Source organism: Parahoeflea halophila (assembly GCF_900220985.1).
Lineage (GTDB): Bacteria > Pseudomonadota > Alphaproteobacteria > Rhizobiales > Rhizobiaceae > Hoeflea > Hoeflea halophila.
On the sequence record NZ_OCPC01000001.1, the window covers coordinates 1,238,295 to 1,252,188 of the forward strand.

At 60.2% G+C, this 13,894-nt stretch carries 15 protein-coding genes; 8 read left to right on the plus strand and 7 right to left on the minus strand.

Translation table 11 applies throughout. From position 1 onward, the window contains the following. Positions 1–174: 174 nt before the first annotated feature. The gene (locus CRO46_RS05850) at positions 175–1,068 is read left to right on the plus strand and encodes a fructose bisphosphate aldolase (protein ID WP_097105884.1); all 894 of its coding nucleotides are present in this window, start codon (positions 175–177) and stop codon (positions 1,066–1,068) included. 117 nt (positions 1,069–1,185) lie between these two features. Beyond that, a complete protein-coding gene (locus CRO46_RS05855) occupies positions 1,186–1,935 on the plus strand; it encodes an SGNH/GDSL hydrolase family protein (protein ID WP_097105886.1) in 750 nt (249 codons plus the stop codon). Here the strand turns inward: CRO46_RS05855 and CRO46_RS19935 are convergent. Then, a complete protein-coding gene (locus CRO46_RS19935) occupies positions 1,886–2,047 on the minus strand; it encodes a hypothetical protein (protein ID WP_097105887.1) in 162 nt (53 codons plus the stop codon). The two genes, CRO46_RS05855 and CRO46_RS19935, sit on opposite strands and share 50 nt — an antisense overlap. A 127-nt stretch (positions 2,048–2,174) precedes the next feature. Between CRO46_RS19935 and CRO46_RS05865 the strand changes: the two genes are divergently transcribed. Beyond that, positions 2,175–3,413, plus strand: a complete 1,239-nt coding sequence (locus CRO46_RS05865) for an MFS transporter (protein ID WP_097105889.1) — start codon at positions 2,175–2,177, stop codon at positions 3,411–3,413. Positions 3,414–3,554: 141 nt separating this feature from the next. On the opposite strand, the gene CRO46_RS05870 is transcribed toward CRO46_RS05865, so the two are convergent. Further along, on the minus strand, positions 3,555–4,535 hold the full coding sequence (locus tag CRO46_RS05870) for an NAD(P)H-quinone oxidoreductase (protein WP_097105891.1): 981 nt from the start codon (positions 4,533–4,535) through the stop codon (positions 3,555–3,557). A gap of 152 nt (positions 4,536–4,687) precedes the next feature. Here CRO46_RS05870 and CRO46_RS05875 point away from each other — a divergent pair, with 152 nt between their 5' ends. Both CRO46_RS05875 and rcdA read left to right on the plus strand, forming a co-directional pair. Next, positions 4,688–4,879 (plus strand): DUF1192 domain-containing protein, encoded by a 192-nt coding sequence (locus tag CRO46_RS05875; protein ID WP_097106544.1) that lies wholly within the window; start codon positions 4,688–4,690, stop codon positions 4,877–4,879. A 460-nt stretch (positions 4,880–5,339) separates the two neighbouring features. Next, positions 5,340–5,858: a protease adaptor protein RcdA gene (rcdA, locus tag CRO46_RS05880; RefSeq protein ID WP_097105892.1), complete on the plus strand. Its 519-nt coding sequence runs from the start codon at positions 5,340–5,342 to the stop codon at positions 5,856–5,858. 145 nt (positions 5,859–6,003) lie between these two features. Here rcdA and rpmE read toward each other — a convergent pair whose 3' ends face one another. Continuing rightward, entirely contained in the window at positions 6,004–6,225 is a 222-nt protein-coding gene (rpmE, locus tag CRO46_RS05885) for a 50S ribosomal protein L31 (RefSeq protein WP_097105894.1), read from the minus strand. Between the two features lie 193 nt (positions 6,226–6,418). On the opposite strand from rpmE, the gene CRO46_RS05890 reads away from it, so the two are divergent. The 3 genes from CRO46_RS05890 to CRO46_RS05900 all read left to right on the plus strand — a co-directional run bounded on the left by CRO46_RS05890 (position 6,419) and on the right by CRO46_RS05900 (position 10,122). Continuing rightward, the gene (locus CRO46_RS05890) at positions 6,419–8,242 is read left to right on the plus strand and encodes an ABC transporter transmembrane domain-containing protein (protein WP_097105896.1); all 1,824 of its coding nucleotides are present in this window, start codon (positions 6,419–6,421) and stop codon (positions 8,240–8,242) included. 249 nt (positions 8,243–8,491) lie between these two features. Then, positions 8,492–9,307: a fatty acid desaturase gene (locus CRO46_RS05895; RefSeq protein ID WP_244577810.1), complete on the plus strand. Its 816-nt coding sequence runs from the start codon at positions 8,492–8,494 to the stop codon at positions 9,305–9,307. Then, a complete protein-coding gene (locus CRO46_RS05900; protein WP_143438965.1) occupies positions 9,304–10,122 on the plus strand; it encodes a phosphate/phosphite/phosphonate ABC transporter substrate-binding protein in 819 nt (272 codons plus the stop codon). Before CRO46_RS05895 ends, CRO46_RS05900 begins: the two co-directional genes overlap by 4 nt. A 31-nt stretch (positions 10,123–10,153) precedes the next feature. Here the strand turns inward: CRO46_RS05900 and CRO46_RS05905 are convergent, their stop codons facing one another. The 4 genes from CRO46_RS05905 to efp all read right to left on the minus strand — a co-directional run bounded on the left by CRO46_RS05905 (position 10,154) and on the right by efp (position 13,794). After that, the gene (locus CRO46_RS05905; protein WP_097105902.1) at positions 10,154–11,185 is read right to left on the minus strand and encodes a peptidoglycan -binding protein; all 1,032 of its coding nucleotides are present in this window, start codon (positions 11,183–11,185) and stop codon (positions 10,154–10,156) included. Positions 11,186–11,188: 3 nt separating this feature from the next. Continuing rightward, a complete protein-coding gene (locus CRO46_RS05910; protein WP_097105903.1) occupies positions 11,189–12,211 on the minus strand; it encodes a MotA/TolQ/ExbB proton channel family protein in 1,023 nt (340 codons plus the stop codon). A gap of 126 nt (positions 12,212–12,337) precedes the next feature. Next, on the minus strand, positions 12,338–13,138 hold the full coding sequence (locus CRO46_RS05915) for an inositol monophosphatase family protein (RefSeq protein ID WP_097105905.1): 801 nt from the start codon (positions 13,136–13,138) through the stop codon (positions 12,338–12,340). A gap of 92 nt (positions 13,139–13,230) precedes the next feature. After that, positions 13,231–13,794, minus strand: coding sequence for an elongation factor P (gene efp / locus CRO46_RS05920; protein ID WP_097105907.1), 564 nt, complete (start codon positions 13,792–13,794; stop codon positions 13,231–13,233). Between the last annotated feature and the right edge of the window lie 100 nt (positions 13,795–13,894).

Sequence of the window (13,894 nt, forward strand, 5' to 3'; positions counted from 1 at the left end):
GGGACGAGGGCTGCATTGCCCGCTACTGGTCGCTGTTAAGCATGACGAAAAAACACCTGAATCTTCAATCGATTGAAAGATTTTCAATCGATTGAAGCGGGCCGATGCCTATTTTCTCCGCCTTGCCGCATCTGTAAAAGCAGCCGGCGAGACACAGACAACGGGGATTATGGCATGATGAACGAAACCATGGCGCGACAGATGGCGGACAAGGACGGCTTTATCGCCGCGCTCGACCAGTCCGGCGGTTCCACGCCCAAGGCGCTGGCCCTTTATGGCGTTGCCGAAGATGCCTATTCCGGCGATGAGGAAATGTTTGCGGCGATCCACGCAATGCGGGCCCGCATCATCAAGTCGCCGGCATTTTCCGGAGAAAAGGTGATCGGCGCCATCCTGTTCGAGCGCACGATGGATGGTGAAATCGACGGCATCCCGACTGCAGATTATCTCTGGGACAAATGCAGCATCGTTCCTTTTCTGAAAGTCGACAAGGGCTTGGCGGCGGAAGAAAACGGCGTGCAGCTGATGAAGCCGATGGGCGATCTCGATGCGCTGCTCGAACGCGCCGTCGCTAAGAACATTTTCGGCACCAAGATGCGCTCGGTCATCAATGCCGCCAGCAAGGACGGCATCGAAGCCATCGTCGCCCAGCAGTTCGAAATCGGCAAACAGATTCTCGGCCATGACCTGATGCCGATTATCGAGCCGGAAGTGAACATCAAGATCGCCGACAAGGCCGAGGCGGAAGAGCTGTTGCTTGAGGCAATCCAGCGCCATCTCGACACCCTGCCGGCCGGAAAGCAGGTGATGTTGAAACTGTCGCTGCCGTCTGCCGCCAATCTCTACAAGCCGCTTGTGGACGATCCCCGTGTCATGCGCGTCGTCGCGCTTTCGGGCGGCTATTCGCGTGAGGAAGCCAACCGCCTGCTCGGCGCGAATGCCGGCGTGATTGCATCCTTCTCGCGCGCGCTGACCGAGGGTCTGTCGCACGGCCAGAGCGATGCTGACTTCGATGCGACGCTTGCCGCGACAATCGACAGCATTTTCGAGGCCTCGCGCGCAGGCTGAACAGGATCAAGCTGTTGAAACTGCATCAACCCGCCGTGGCACCACGGCGGGTTTCGCTTTATCGTGGGCCGCGTACCCAAGCACCGACGACCCGGACACGTAGAGACGATAGCTGCCATGAACAACACACTTGCCGGCCTCATCAGCTGGATGCTGGTGCCGATCGCACTGTTCAAGGGACTTGGCGTACGCAGAATCGTGCCGCGCCTGCCGCCACCGCGTGGCCGGCCAAAGGGCCAGGTCGGGGATGGCGAAGCCGAGGCACGCCTGCTGGTCATCGGCGATTCGTCAGCCGCCGGTGTCGGTGCCGACAGGATTGAAGACACGCTCGGCCCCCAGCTCGCCGAACGCATCAACCAGGCCACAGGCAAGCCGGTCGCCTGGCGCAGTGCCGGCGCCAATTCCGCCATCGCCTCCCAGGTGCGCGATTTCGTGGTTCCGCATATCGAAGAGCGCGATTTCACCCATGTGGTCATCACCGTGGGCACCAATGACGCGAAGAATTTCAAGACCCGCTCAGCCTTCAAGAAAGGTTTCGGTGGACTGCTTTACGCCGTCCACGCCCGCTGGCCCGATGCCGCGGTCTTCTGGTCACCTGTCGTGGCCCTGCCGGATGTGCCCGCGCTGCCCCGCTCACTCGGCTACATCCTCGGCCTGCGCGCACAGATCATCAATTCCATGGGCGTTCAGCTGTGCCGGGAACGCAATGCCACTGCAATAGACCCGCTGCCCGTGGTAGGTCCCGAGGGTTTTGCCGTCGACGGTTTCCATGCCAATGCCGCCGGCTACCATCACTGGGCCCAACATGTCGCCCGCTTCATTCCGGACGCAGTACCAGTGCCATCATCATCGCAAACACCAGAATGAACGCAATTTTCCAGACATCGCTGCGCCGCTTCAGCCCGGGCAGGCCAAACGGCTTGATGAGATGCAGCACCATGGCCACCAGGACCAGGACCAGCAGTATCTTAGTCGACATTCGTCACGCCTTTTTTGCTTTTGGCCACATACCTGTCATGATCCTGACCGATCAGCTAGGCTTATCGAGGTTCGGGCGATGATTCCCGGCAAGCTTGGTCCTTAACACTTTTGCACACCGGTTCCTCATGCGCAGCAATCTCCTTCCCGTCCTGTCATTGCTCCTGGGCACCGCGTTTCTTCTGGCCGGCAATGGGCTTCATGGCCTTTTGCTGCCGATGCGTGGGTCGGCCGAAGGCTTTTCGCCCACATCGCTGGGTCTTCTGGGGACGGCCTGGGCGGCGGGGTTCGTGCTCGGCTGCGTCTTCTCGCAGCGCCTGGTCAGGCGCATCGGCCATGTCCGCGCATTTTCAGCGTTCTCCGCGACGATTGCCATTATCGCGCTGCTGACAGGCTTGCTGGTTGATCCGATCAGCTGGATTCTGCTGCGCGTGGTCACCGGGTTCTCGCTGGCCGCCGCTTTCATGATTATCGAAAGCTGGCTAAACGAGCGCGCGACCAACGAGACCCGCGGCCTCATTTTCTCGCTCTACATGACAGTCACCTATGTTGCCATCGTCGCCGGGCAGATGAGCATCGCAGCCGGGGACGTCACCCAACCGACCTTCTTCATCATCGCCGGTATTCTCTATTGTCTGGCGTTGCTGCCCACCGCGGTCTCCACCGCTTCCAGCCCAGCTCCGTTGAAGGAGGTCAAGCTTGATCTCAAGATGATTTACCGCAACTCGCCGGTCTCCTTCGTCGCGATGCTGCTGATCGGGATTGCCAATGGCGCCTTCGGCACCCTCGCCCCCGTCTTTGGCGCCGATGTCGGCCTGACGACATTCACGATTGCGACGATGATGTCGATCACCATTTTCTCCGGCGCAGTCATGCAACTGCCGGCAGGCCGCATGTCCGACCGCATGGACCGGCGCTACGTTCTCGCTGCATTGGCAGCCATCGCCGGCGTTTCGGGCCTTGCCATCGCCCTGCTCAAGCCTTCAGGCATCACGGTTCTCTACGGACTGATCGCTTTGTACGGCGCGATGTCCTACACGCTCTATTCAATCATTGTCGCCCACGCCAACGACTACGCCGACAGCGATCAATTCGTCACCGTGTCCGGCGGTCTTCTGCTTCTTTATGGTGTAGGCACGATCATCGGCCCGCTGGTAGGCGGCATCACCATGGGCTACAGCCCCTATCTCCTGTTCGCAGTCACCGCAATCGCTCACTTGGCCGTCGCGGGCTATGCGCTGATACGATCCCGCATGCGGGCCGCTATTCCCGCTGAAGAGCGCGAAAATTTTGCCTCCGTTCCCTCGGCCCGCGCAGCAACGCCGGAATCGATCAATCTCGACCCACGCGCCGCACCGGAGAATTGACCGCTCTTTAAATCAACAGCGCCGCTGTCTGTGCATGAACGGCCTGTCAGCATACACCAACGCCCGCTTCCAATTGGAAGCGGGCGTTGGTGTGCAAATCACGAGTGTCCTGTTCGCGGCCTTGCCGCAACTGGGGGCCGTTCAGCTCATGTCGAGCACGATCTTGCCGATATGATCGCCATCCTCCATCCGGCGATGTGCTGCTGCGGCCTGCTCCAGCGGGAAGATCGAATCCATCACCGGCAGCACCCTGCGCTCGCTCAGCAACGGCCAGACATGCTGGCGAAGCTCCCTGGCAATTCCGGCCTTGAACGCGATGTCCCGCGCCCTCAGCGTCGATCCAGTATGCGTCAGCCGTTTCATCATCAGAAGTGAAAAATCAACCTCGGCCTTTTTCCCTCTCAGAAACGCGATCTGGACAATCCGCCCCTCGACTGCCGCTGCCTTGTAGTTGCGGGTGATATAGTCACCACCCACCATGTCGAGGATCAGGTCGACACCCTTTCCGTCTGTAGCCTCCTTCACAGCCTCGACGAAATCCGCGTCACGGTAATTGATCGCCAGGTCAGCTCCCAGGTCGCGCATGGCTGCGCATTTCGCCTCCGAGCCGGCCGTCGCAAATACCTTCGCGCCAAACGCCTTGGCCAGCTGGATCGCAGTTGTTCCGATGCCAGATGTTCCGCCGTGCACCAGGAATGTCTCGCCAGCCTTGAGGCCACCGCGCTGAAACACATTGTGCCAGACGGTAAAGAACGTCTCGGGAATCGCCGCAGCCTCGGTCATGGTCAGGGAAGCCGGCGCGATGAGCGCATTGGATGCGTCCACGGTACAATATTCAGCGTAACCGCCTCCGGGAACCAGGGCACAGACCTGGTCGCCCGGCTTGAAGTTCTCGACACTTGCACCGACGGCCTCGACTTCACCGGCAACTTCAAGCCCGGGAATATCCGATGCGCCCGGCGGTGGCGGATAGGCTCCCTGCCTTTGCAGGCAATCCGGCCGGTTGATGCCGGCAGCCGCCACCTTGATCAGCAGCTCGGAGGCACCTGGAGCAGGCTTGTCGCGGGTGGTCAGTGTCAGAACCTCAGGACCGCCGGGCTGACGAATTTCAATACTGCGCATCTGATCATTCTCCTCGTGACACTTTTCCACAACTTAGGGACACGCTAGGATTACGGCAATGCCGGTTGACCGCTTGCATCATTGCGAAACAGCCCGAGTCGCTCTGGCCGGCACAGCGCGCCGTGAGCATTGGACATAAGGAAAGCAAGACCATGTTTGCAGATGATGATCGCCCGACGCCGAAAAAGCTGCATGAGATCGGCTGTGATCTGTCGTTCCTTTCCGTCGCTGAAATCGAGCAACGAATCGCCTTGTTGCATAAAGAAATCGAGCGCCTGGAAGCAGACAAATTGTCGAAAACCTCAAGCCGCAACGCCGCCGAGCAGTTTTTCAAGTCGAAATAAAACAAGCAAGACAACAACTTATTAAATTGGACTTTACTGTTAAGCCTCAGTTAAGCTTTACGAGTTATTACTAAAGTTATCCAGGATTGCTGGATTTGACAGCCTGGCCCTCGGCCAGACTGTTTGACGCCTCCCTGTTAAACTCTTGAGAGCCGCTGATGCGGCTCTTTTTTTTGAGCCGGCTCCTGTCCGAACGCGTGCTCTGTGCTATATCTCATATACGCAAGTGCCCTTGGGAGCATGGCGTCAGTGACCTGACTGACCAGTGTTGATTTCGCTCACGCAGCCGGTCATTCCGGTGCGCGAAACCAGCGTTTTCACCAGGTTTTTGACGTTAACCCTTTCTTAAGAATAGTCTTGCCGGAACCAGGGCTCCGGTTCATTCTGCGCCCGTTGGCAGGGACACCCGCCGCCAACGAATGCCGCCTACTCAGTAGTTTGTAACCAGGAATATCCGGCCATGTCTGAAACAAGTCTCAACCCGATCAACCTCGCGGACCGCATGGCCAACTCGAGCCAGTTCAAGGCACTTTACGCCGAGGGAATGGGGCTTGTTGAGGAAACTGCAAACTATCTTGATGGACCGGGCCGGGCTGCCTCGAAAGACCTGCCACGCCTGGCCGGTGTACTCTACGCTGCGGAATCGATGCGGCTGACAACCCGCCTGATGCAGATGGCGTCATGGTTGCTGTTGCAGCGCGCCGTCAACAACGGCGAAATGAACCGCGACCAGGTCCTTGCCGAAAAAAACAAGGTGCGCCTCGACAGTTTCCAGTGCGATCGCAGCGCCCAAGGCTGGAGTGATCTGCCGGACGAGTTCAAGGACCTTGTCGAACGCTCGCTGCGCATTCAGAACCGGGTGGCGTTGCTTGACCGCGAGATCTATCGCCCCGAAGAAGCTGCAGCCCTCAAGCCTGACAATGAAAACTCCGTCCAGGCCCAGCAACATCTTCTGCAGACGGTGTTCAGCAAGCGCTGATCCCTTTTTGAAATCACCAGATTTGAAAAGCCCGCGGGAACAGAACCGCGGGCTTATTCGTAAGCTCCGCTGGTGGCACAGTCCGCTGGCAACAAAAAACCCGCCGGAGCCGGCGGGTTCCAAGTTTCGGCGATTGCCGCAAAACTTACAGGCTGAGGCCTTCGAAGCGCTTCTTGAACTTCGAAAGACGACCGCCACGGTCCAGCATCTGCTGGTTGCCGCCGGTCCAAGCCGGATGCGACTTCGGATCGATTTCGAGGTTCATGGTATCACCTTCGGCACCCCAGGTGGACTGGGTCATATACTCTGTGCCATCGGTCATGACGACCTTGATCATGTGGTAGTCGGGGTGGATGTTCGACTTCATCTTCTTTGTCCTGCCTTTGGGAGGCCCTGCGCTGCAAAGCATGCGGCATTTTGGCCAAACACGTAAATGAAGCCGATGTCCCCAGGAACAACGACTTCCCAATTCGATGGCGAGCCTATACATGAAGGCATGACTGATAACAAGGGCTGCAGCGGTTTTTGCAGCATCGCGGCTTCATTGCCCATGACTTGGGATGCGCGTGCCAGGAGTAGACGTGGCCAAACCAACAGATACCCCCAAAAAGGCCCGCTTCTCTATGCGCCCCCTGGCACGTCTTTTTCCCTATGTTGGACGCTACCCGCATCTGGTGATCGGCGCTCTCGCCTTTCTCTCGTTGGCGGCCGTGACGACCCTTACGCTGCCCATGGCGGTGCGCCGGATGATCGACAACGGCTTCTCGGCCCAGGATGCCGGGTTTATCAACACCTATTTCTCGATGCTGGCAGCCATTGCCATCATGCTGGCGCTGGCGTCGGCCTGCCGCTACTACTTCGTCATCACGCTGGGCGAGCGCGTGGTCTCCGATATCCGCCGCGACGTCTTTGACCATGTCACCGGATTGTCCGCCGCATTCTACGATGCCAACCGCTCCGGCGAGATTGTCTCGCGCCTGACTGCCGACACAACGCAGATCAAGTCGACCGTTGGTGCCACCACCTCGCTTGCCTTGCGCAACACGATCCTGTGCATCGGCGCCGGCGTGATGATGTTCATCACGTCACCCAAGCTGTCCGCGCTGGTTCTCATCGCAATCCCCGTCATCGTGTTCCCTATGGTCGGTTTCGGCCGCAAGGTCAGGGCACGATCCCGCAAGGCACAGGACAAGCTGGCCGAAGCCATGACCTTTGCCGGCGAATCCATCGGCGCGACCCGCACGGTACAGGCGTTCAACACCGAACCCCGCGCCCGCGCCCGCTTCAGCCACGCGGTGGAAGTCGCCTTCTCCGCCACGCGTCAGTCCATTCTCGCCCGCTCGGTCCTCACCGGTTTCGCCATCGCGATGGCTTTCGGCTCTGTGGTCGCCGTTCTTTGGTATGGCGCACAATCGGTGCTGACTGGCGAATTGACGCCGGGTACTCTGGGCCAGTTCGTGCTCTATTCGGTCTTTGCCGCAGGCAGCCTCGGCGCCCTTTCCGAAGTCTGGGGCGAGCTGTCCCAGGCTGCCGGCGCCGCCGAACGGCTGAGCGAACTGCTCGACGAGATCCCGGAGATCCGGGTACCAGACTCTCCCAAGTCACTGCCATCGCCGGCGATTGGCGACATCCGCTTCGACAATGTGCATTTCGCCTATCCCGCCAGGCCCGAAACATCCGCGCTTAACGGCACCAGCTTCCACGTCCGCCCTGGTGAAACGGTTGCTGTGGTCGGGGCATCCGGGGCCGGGAAATCGACCCTGTTTTCGCTGATCCTGCGGTTTTACGACGCCACCAGCGGCACGGTGTTCGTCGATGATGTCGATGTCCGGAAAGCCGATCCCGCCGAGGTTCGCAGCCGCATCGCACTGGTCCCGCAGGATGTCACCATCTTTGCCGGTACTGTGGGCGACAACATCGCCTTCGGACGCGACGGTGCCAGCCAGGCTGACATTGAAGCCGCCGCGCAGGCTGCCCAGGCGCATGACTTCATCATGGCGCTCGACTACGGCTACGACACGCCGGTCGGCGAACGTGGCATCACCCTGTCCGGCGGCCAGCGCCAGCGGGTAGCAATTGCACGCGCAATTTTGCGCGATGCCCCGATCCTGTTGCTCGACGAAGCCACCTCGGCGCTCGACGCCGAGAACGAAACCCTGGTGCAGAAGGCGCTGGAAGGGTTGATGCTCGATCGCACCACAATCGTCGTCGCCCACCGTCTCGCAACCGTGCTGCGTGCCGATCGCATTCTGGTGATGGACAAGGGACGCATTGTCGAGGAAGGCAGCCACGCCGAATTGGTCGCCCGTGGCGGGCTCTATGCCCGCCTTGCGCGGCTGCAATTCGAGCACGGGGCCGAAGCGCTAACCGCGGCTGGCCTCTGATTGATAGCCGGCAGAAAATTCACGCGTTGCCGGTTGCGATATTGTGAAAACCGCCAAATCGGAGTAATTATCCGGCGTTCGTCTGGAAGCCACGCGGGGGGTGGGACCTCTGTCCGCGGGTTATAACGGGAACATTCAGAAGGTGTATCCACAATGCGGAATGACGCGGAGTGGCGAACCCTGCTTCTGGCAGGCGTTTGCTATGCTGTGTGGTTGTTGCTGGTGTTCGGATGGGCTGACTTGCCGGATATGTTACGTGTCCTGCTGCTGATCCCCGCGATCACACTGCATTCCTCTCTTCAACATGAATTCCTGCACGGCCATCCATTCAGGAACCAAAATCTCAACGATCTCTTGATCTCACCGCCAATTGGAGTGCTTGTGCCTTATCTGCGCTTCAAATACTGCCATCTTACCCATCACATCAACGAAAACATTACCGATCCCTATGACGATCCGGAGAGCTACTACCTCGACCGCAACGTCTGGGCAGCCGTTCCAGCCTGGCTGAAACAGCTGCTGGTCGCCAACAACACGCTCACGGGCCGCGTCACGCTGGGCCCGGCTCTGGCCACGATCGGTTTTCTCCGCAGTGAGCTTCGTCGTATCAGAGGCGGTGACAAAGGCATTCTTGCCACATGGTTGCGTCATCTCCTGGCCGTAGCCGTGCTGTTCTGGCTGATCGGCGCCTGCGGCAACCTTGATGCATGGGCCTATTTTGTTGCCGCCTATTTCGGCATGGGACTGCTGATGGTGCGGTCCTTTATCGAACATCAGGCGGTGGAAAAGGCCAACCAGCGCTCGGTGATCATCGAGACACGGGGACCGTTGAGCTGGTTGTTTCTCAACAACAACTATCACTCCGTGCACCACGCCTATCCGTCGCTCGCCTGGTACCGCATCCCCGGTTTCTTCCGCGAAAACAGGGTCCGCTTCCTGCGCATGAATGGAGGTTACCGCTATGAAAGCTACTGGGAGGTGTTCCGCCGATTTGCGTTCCGGCCGAAGGAGCCGGTGGCCTGGCCGATTGAAGCCGTGCGCAGGCGGCGTGGCGACACCACGTGACGCCACCTCCAGAACGCGCGGGCGGTGCTGCCACTGGCGCCGCCTCGCTGCCCATGTATGACTGGCCGGAAATCCGCGAAGCCACCGACAGCCTGTGGCAGGCAGTGCATCAGCAATTGAGGGAACGGGGAGTTGAAGCCCCCCAAGCTCTCGACCGGCACGCCGATCCCGAAACATTGTGGACAGCGCCCGACTTGCTGCTGTCCCAGACCTGCGGCTATCCCTATGCCACCATGCTGGCGGACAAAGTGACCCTCGTCGGCACCCCTGCGCATGCTGTCACCCGCGCGGACCCCGGCAGATATTTCAGCGTGCTGGTGGCGCGCAAAAATGAAGCGCCACGGCATCTGGCCGACCTGCCAGGCAAGCGCTTCGCCTTCAACATGCGCCACTCGCAATCCGGCTTTGCAGCCCCGGTCCGGTTTCTTGTCCAAGCGGGTCAGGCATCCCAGCCCGCGCCGCTCGAAACCGGTGCGCACCGCGCTTCCATATGGGCTGTTGCGCAGGGCGAGGCAGACTGGGCTGCGATTGACGCCGTGACCTGGGAACTGGCCAAGCGTCACGAGCCGGCGTTACGGCACCTGACGGTCTTTGCCACAACGCCGCAAACGCCGGCCTTGCCATTGATCACCAGCCTTCAACATGCCGGCCGGGCGGATATCATCGCAGATGCTTTCGAGGCTGCTATCGCAGGACTGGACCAACAGACCCGCGATGCCGTGCTGGTCACCGGAATGAGGCGCTCAAGGCCCCAGGATTACACACCGCTGGCAGCACCGCTCCCTGTAAGGCAAGTCTTCCCGGCCCTCGCCTGATACGGCAGCCATCCGGACTGGCTTCTTCTCTTCAGCGCTCGGTCAGCTTCAGTTCGATTCGCCGGTTCGTGGCGCGATCTTCGTCGGTATCGCCTTCCGCAATCGGCTGGTACTCGCCGAAGCCTGCTGCTACAAGCCGGTTGGCCGGCACTCCCTCGTCGATCAGATGTTTGACCACAGATGTGGCGCGCGCGCTCGAAAGCTCCCAGTTGTCGGCATAGCGGCCGGTTCCCGACAGCGGAACGTTGTCGGTATGGCCATCCACACGCAGCACCCAGTTGATTTCGTCAGGAATCTCGCGTGCGAGCTCTATGATGGCGGCAGCAAGCTTGGTCATCTGTTCCTTGCCGGCAGGATTAAGCTCATTGCCACCGGACGGGAACAGGACTTCCGACTGGAACACGAAGCGGTCCCCTACCACCCGGACATCTTCACGGCTCGCAAGGATCTCACGCAGGCGGCCGAAGAAGTCGGAACGATAGCGGTTCAACTCCTGCACCCGCTGCGCCAGCGCCACGTTAAGCCGCCGTCCGAGATCGGCGATCTTGGCCTGGGTCTCGCGGTCCTTTTTCTCCGACACATCGAGCGCATCCTCAAGCGCGGCAAGTTGCGTTCTCAGCGCAGAAATTTGCTGGTTCAGCAAGTCGACCTGATTGAGTGCCCGCTGCGAAACCTTCTTCTCTGCATCAAGAGTGTCGGTGAGCTGTCCGATCCTGGCTTCCGCCGCACTGCTGGCCCCCGATCCGCTGGCGAGCAGTTCCTGCAGTCGCGAGCGGTCCGATTCCGACTCCGCAAGCGAGGCCTGCAGATTGGCCAGCGTATCCTCGAGGTCCTGATTGCCCGACCGCTCAAGCGCCAGAAGCTCGGTCAGCTCGTTGATCTGGCTGTTGAGTCGGTTGAGCACCTGATCCCGGCCCGAGATTTCGCGCGACAGGAAAAATTGCGCCAGCACGAACACGGTGAGCAGGAACATGATCGCCAGAAGCAGGGTCGACAGCGCGTCGACAAATCCTGGCCAGTAATCGACCGAGCGCTCCCGCCGCCGGTTGCGTGCCAGCGCCATGGCCTATTTGCCCTCGATCTTGTCGGCAAGCTTGTCGAGCGTCTCGCGCAGCCGGCGCGATTCGACCTGCTGCGCCTCGATCCAGTCCCTGAGCATCTGCTGCTCGTTGCGCATGTTCTTAACCAGGCCCTGAATACCTTCCGCCAGGCTGGCCATCGCCGCCGTGGTTCTCGGAGTCATGCCCGAATCTTGGGAAAGGGTCTGCATCCGCTCGGCCAGCATCCGGATTTCTTCCGTCGTACCGGAGCTCTCGGTCGGCACCACGACGCCCGAATCCAGATCCGTCATCGTCGACAGCCAGTTTTCAAGTTCAGTGTAGAACCTGTTCTGCGCCCGGCCCGCCTGCAGGTCGAGGAAACCGAGGATGAGCGAACCGGCAAGCCCGAACAGCGATGAGGAGAAGGCCGTACCCATCCCGTCCAGCGGTGCCGACAACCCACTTTTCAAGGTCGACAGCACATCCTCCGTGCCGCCGCTGCCCGGATCCAACGACTGGATCACCTGGTTGATCGAACCGATCGTGCCAAGCAAGCCCCAAAAGGTGCCAAGCAGGCCGAGAAACACCAGCAGTCCGATCAGATAGCGCGAGGTGTCCCGGGATTCGTCGAGCCGTGTCCCGATCGAATCAAGGATTGACCGCAGTGACGAGGTCGACAGCGCCATTTCCTGACGGCGGCCGATCAGCGCCCGCATCGGCGCAAGCAGCACCGGGTCGCGCCCGACTTTTTCGGCATCACCCGTCGCGCGCAGGGAATTTACCCAGCGCACTTCCGGCCGCAGCCTGAGCACATGGGTGAAGACCAGCAAAACACCAACGGCCAGAACACCGACGATCAGCCCGTTCAGACCAGGATTGGCGAGGAACGCCGTCTGGATCTGCCGGTAGAGGATGGCTGCCACGAATCCGGAGAGGATGAGAAAGATCATCATGCTCCAGAAGAAGACCAGCGGGCTGGACAGCTTGTGCGGATCCGCACCGCTGCCGTCCTCAGAAATACCCCAACCAGACATCGTCAGTTTTGCCATGCGTTATCCGTCCCGGCCCTTGTTCCTGATCCAAATCAGGTTCCAAATCATAAGGTCAGGCGGAGACTAACCGATAATATAGCGGAAATGAAAGCGTGCTTTCAAAACAACGCAGTGAGCTTGGTGTCAGGCTTTCGGGACAGGCCTTTGAACAAGCTCGAGAAGGCCCTTGAGGATATATTCGTTGCCCGCCGCGACCGACCGGCTGCCGAACATGTCGGTCCCGCCCTTGGTGTCGGAAACAAAGCCGCCAGCTTCGCGGATCAACAGGATGCCCGCCGCCATGTCCCATGGCTCCAGCGGTGTTTCCCAGAACCCGTCAAGCCTTCCGGCTGCCACATAAGCCAGGTCCAGCGCCGCGGCGCCCATGCGGCGGATGCCCGCGCATTCTCCCATGACGTGGCGCAGCTCCACCAGGAACTTGCCGTGATGACCGCGTCCGAGATGCGGAACACCGGTGCCGATCACCGCATCCGACATGGCCTTGCGGCCGGCGACCCGGAGACGGCGGTCATTGAGGAACGCCCCGCCGCCGCGTTCGGCGGTGTAGAGTTCATCTGTCGACGGATTGTAGATGACGCCAGCCACGATCTCGCCATTGCGTTCGAGCGCGATGGACACCGCAAAATGCGGCATTCCGTGCAGAAAGTTGGTGGTGCCGTCCAGCGGATCGACGATCCACCGGTGCGCGCCGTCGGTGCCCTTCTCTTCGGTGCTCTCCTCGCCCATGAAGCCATAGGTCGGGCGTGCCCGCATCAATTCGGTCTTGATGATGGTCTCAGCCTTGCGATCCGCCTGGCTGACATAGTCGCCTGGCCCCTTGAGCGAGACCTGCAGGTTCTGCACTTCACCAAAATCGCGCGCGAGCGAACGACCGGCTTTCAGCGCCGATTGAACCATTACATTGAGAAGGGCTGAACGCGCCATCTGTCTTATTCCTTGGTGTCGGTTGCGCGGCGGCCATGGCCGACCCGCGCCGGTGTCTCAGGGCTCGAAACGAACCGCGACGTGCATCAAGCTCAGTCAGCCCGGCGCAGATAGGTCAGTTCGTTGGTATCCACGACCACCCGTTCACCGGCCGAAATGAACGGCGGCACCAGAATACGAACACCATTTTCCAGCGTTGCGGGCTTGTAGGACGACGCAGCGGTCTGGCCCTTGACCACCGGATCGGCTTCCGCGATTTCCAGTGTGACGTGGTCCGGCAGGGCGATACCGATCGGCCGCTCTTCGTGCAGCTCGACAGTGACCATCATGCCATCCTGCAGGAAGGCGCGGCGATCGCCGACAAAGTCCTTCTGCAGTTCAAGCTGCTCGTAGCTTTCCAGATCCATGAACACCAGGGCTTCACCCTGCTCGTAGAGGAACTGAAAGTCCTTCTGCTCGAGCCGGATGCGTTCAACCGTCTCCGAGGCCCGGAAGCGCTCGTTGAGCTTGGTGCCGTCGATGAGGTTTTTCATCTCGACCTGGTTGAAGGCGCCGCCCTTGCCGGGCTTCACAGCGTTGGTTTTGACCACTGCCCACAGGCCGCCATTGTGCTCAAGCACGTTGCCAGGGCGAATTTCGTTTCCGTTGATTTTCATGAGAGCGTTCCGCGTCAAGCTTTGTCCGGGGCCGGCATTCGGCCCCGCTTGGCGGCCTCAAGACCACAAATGGCGCAGCTTTTCAAGTCTGAGCCGCAGC

Bases quoted from the DNA above. Each gene is read 5' to 3' on its own strand.
- CRO46_RS05850 (WP_097105884.1), top strand. From the start codon at position 175: ATGATGAACGAAACCATGGCGCGACAGATGGCGGACAAGGACGGCTTT.
- CRO46_RS05855 (WP_097105886.1), top strand. From the start codon at position 1,186: ATGAACAACACACTTGCCGGCCTCATCAGCTGGATGCTGGTGCCGATC.
- CRO46_RS19935 (WP_097105887.1), bottom strand. From the start codon at position 2,047: ATGTCGACTAAGATACTGCTGGTCCTGGTCCTGGTGGCCATGGTGCTG.
- CRO46_RS05865 (WP_097105889.1), top strand. From the start codon at position 2,175: ATGCGCAGCAATCTCCTTCCCGTCCTGTCATTGCTCCTGGGCACCGCG.
- CRO46_RS05870 (WP_097105891.1), bottom strand. From the start codon at position 4,535: ATGCGCAGTATTGAAATTCGTCAGCCCGGCGGTCCTGAGGTTCTGACA.
- CRO46_RS05875 (WP_097106544.1), top strand. From the start codon at position 4,688: ATGTTTGCAGATGATGATCGCCCGACGCCGAAAAAGCTGCATGAGATC.
- rcdA (WP_097105892.1), top strand. From the start codon at position 5,340: ATGTCTGAAACAAGTCTCAACCCGATCAACCTCGCGGACCGCATGGCC.
- rpmE (WP_097105894.1), bottom strand. From the start codon at position 6,225: ATGAAGTCGAACATCCACCCCGACTACCACATGATCAAGGTCGTCATG.
- CRO46_RS05890 (WP_097105896.1), top strand. From the start codon at position 6,419: ATGCGCGTGCCAGGAGTAGACGTGGCCAAACCAACAGATACCCCCAAA.
- CRO46_RS05895 (WP_244577810.1), top strand. From the start codon at position 8,492: ATGTTACGTGTCCTGCTGCTGATCCCCGCGATCACACTGCATTCCTCT.
- CRO46_RS05905 (WP_097105902.1), bottom strand. From the start codon at position 11,185: ATGGCGCTGGCACGCAACCGGCGGCGGGAGCGCTCGGTCGATTACTGG.
- CRO46_RS05910 (WP_097105903.1), bottom strand. From the start codon at position 12,211: ATGGCAAAACTGACGATGTCTGGTTGGGGTATTTCTGAGGACGGCAGC.
- CRO46_RS05915 (WP_097105905.1), bottom strand. From the start codon at position 13,138: ATGGCGCGTTCAGCCCTTCTCAATGTAATGGTTCAATCGGCGCTGAAA.
- efp (WP_097105907.1), bottom strand. From the start codon at position 13,794: ATGAAAATCAACGGAAACGAAATTCGCCCTGGCAACGTGCTTGAGCAC.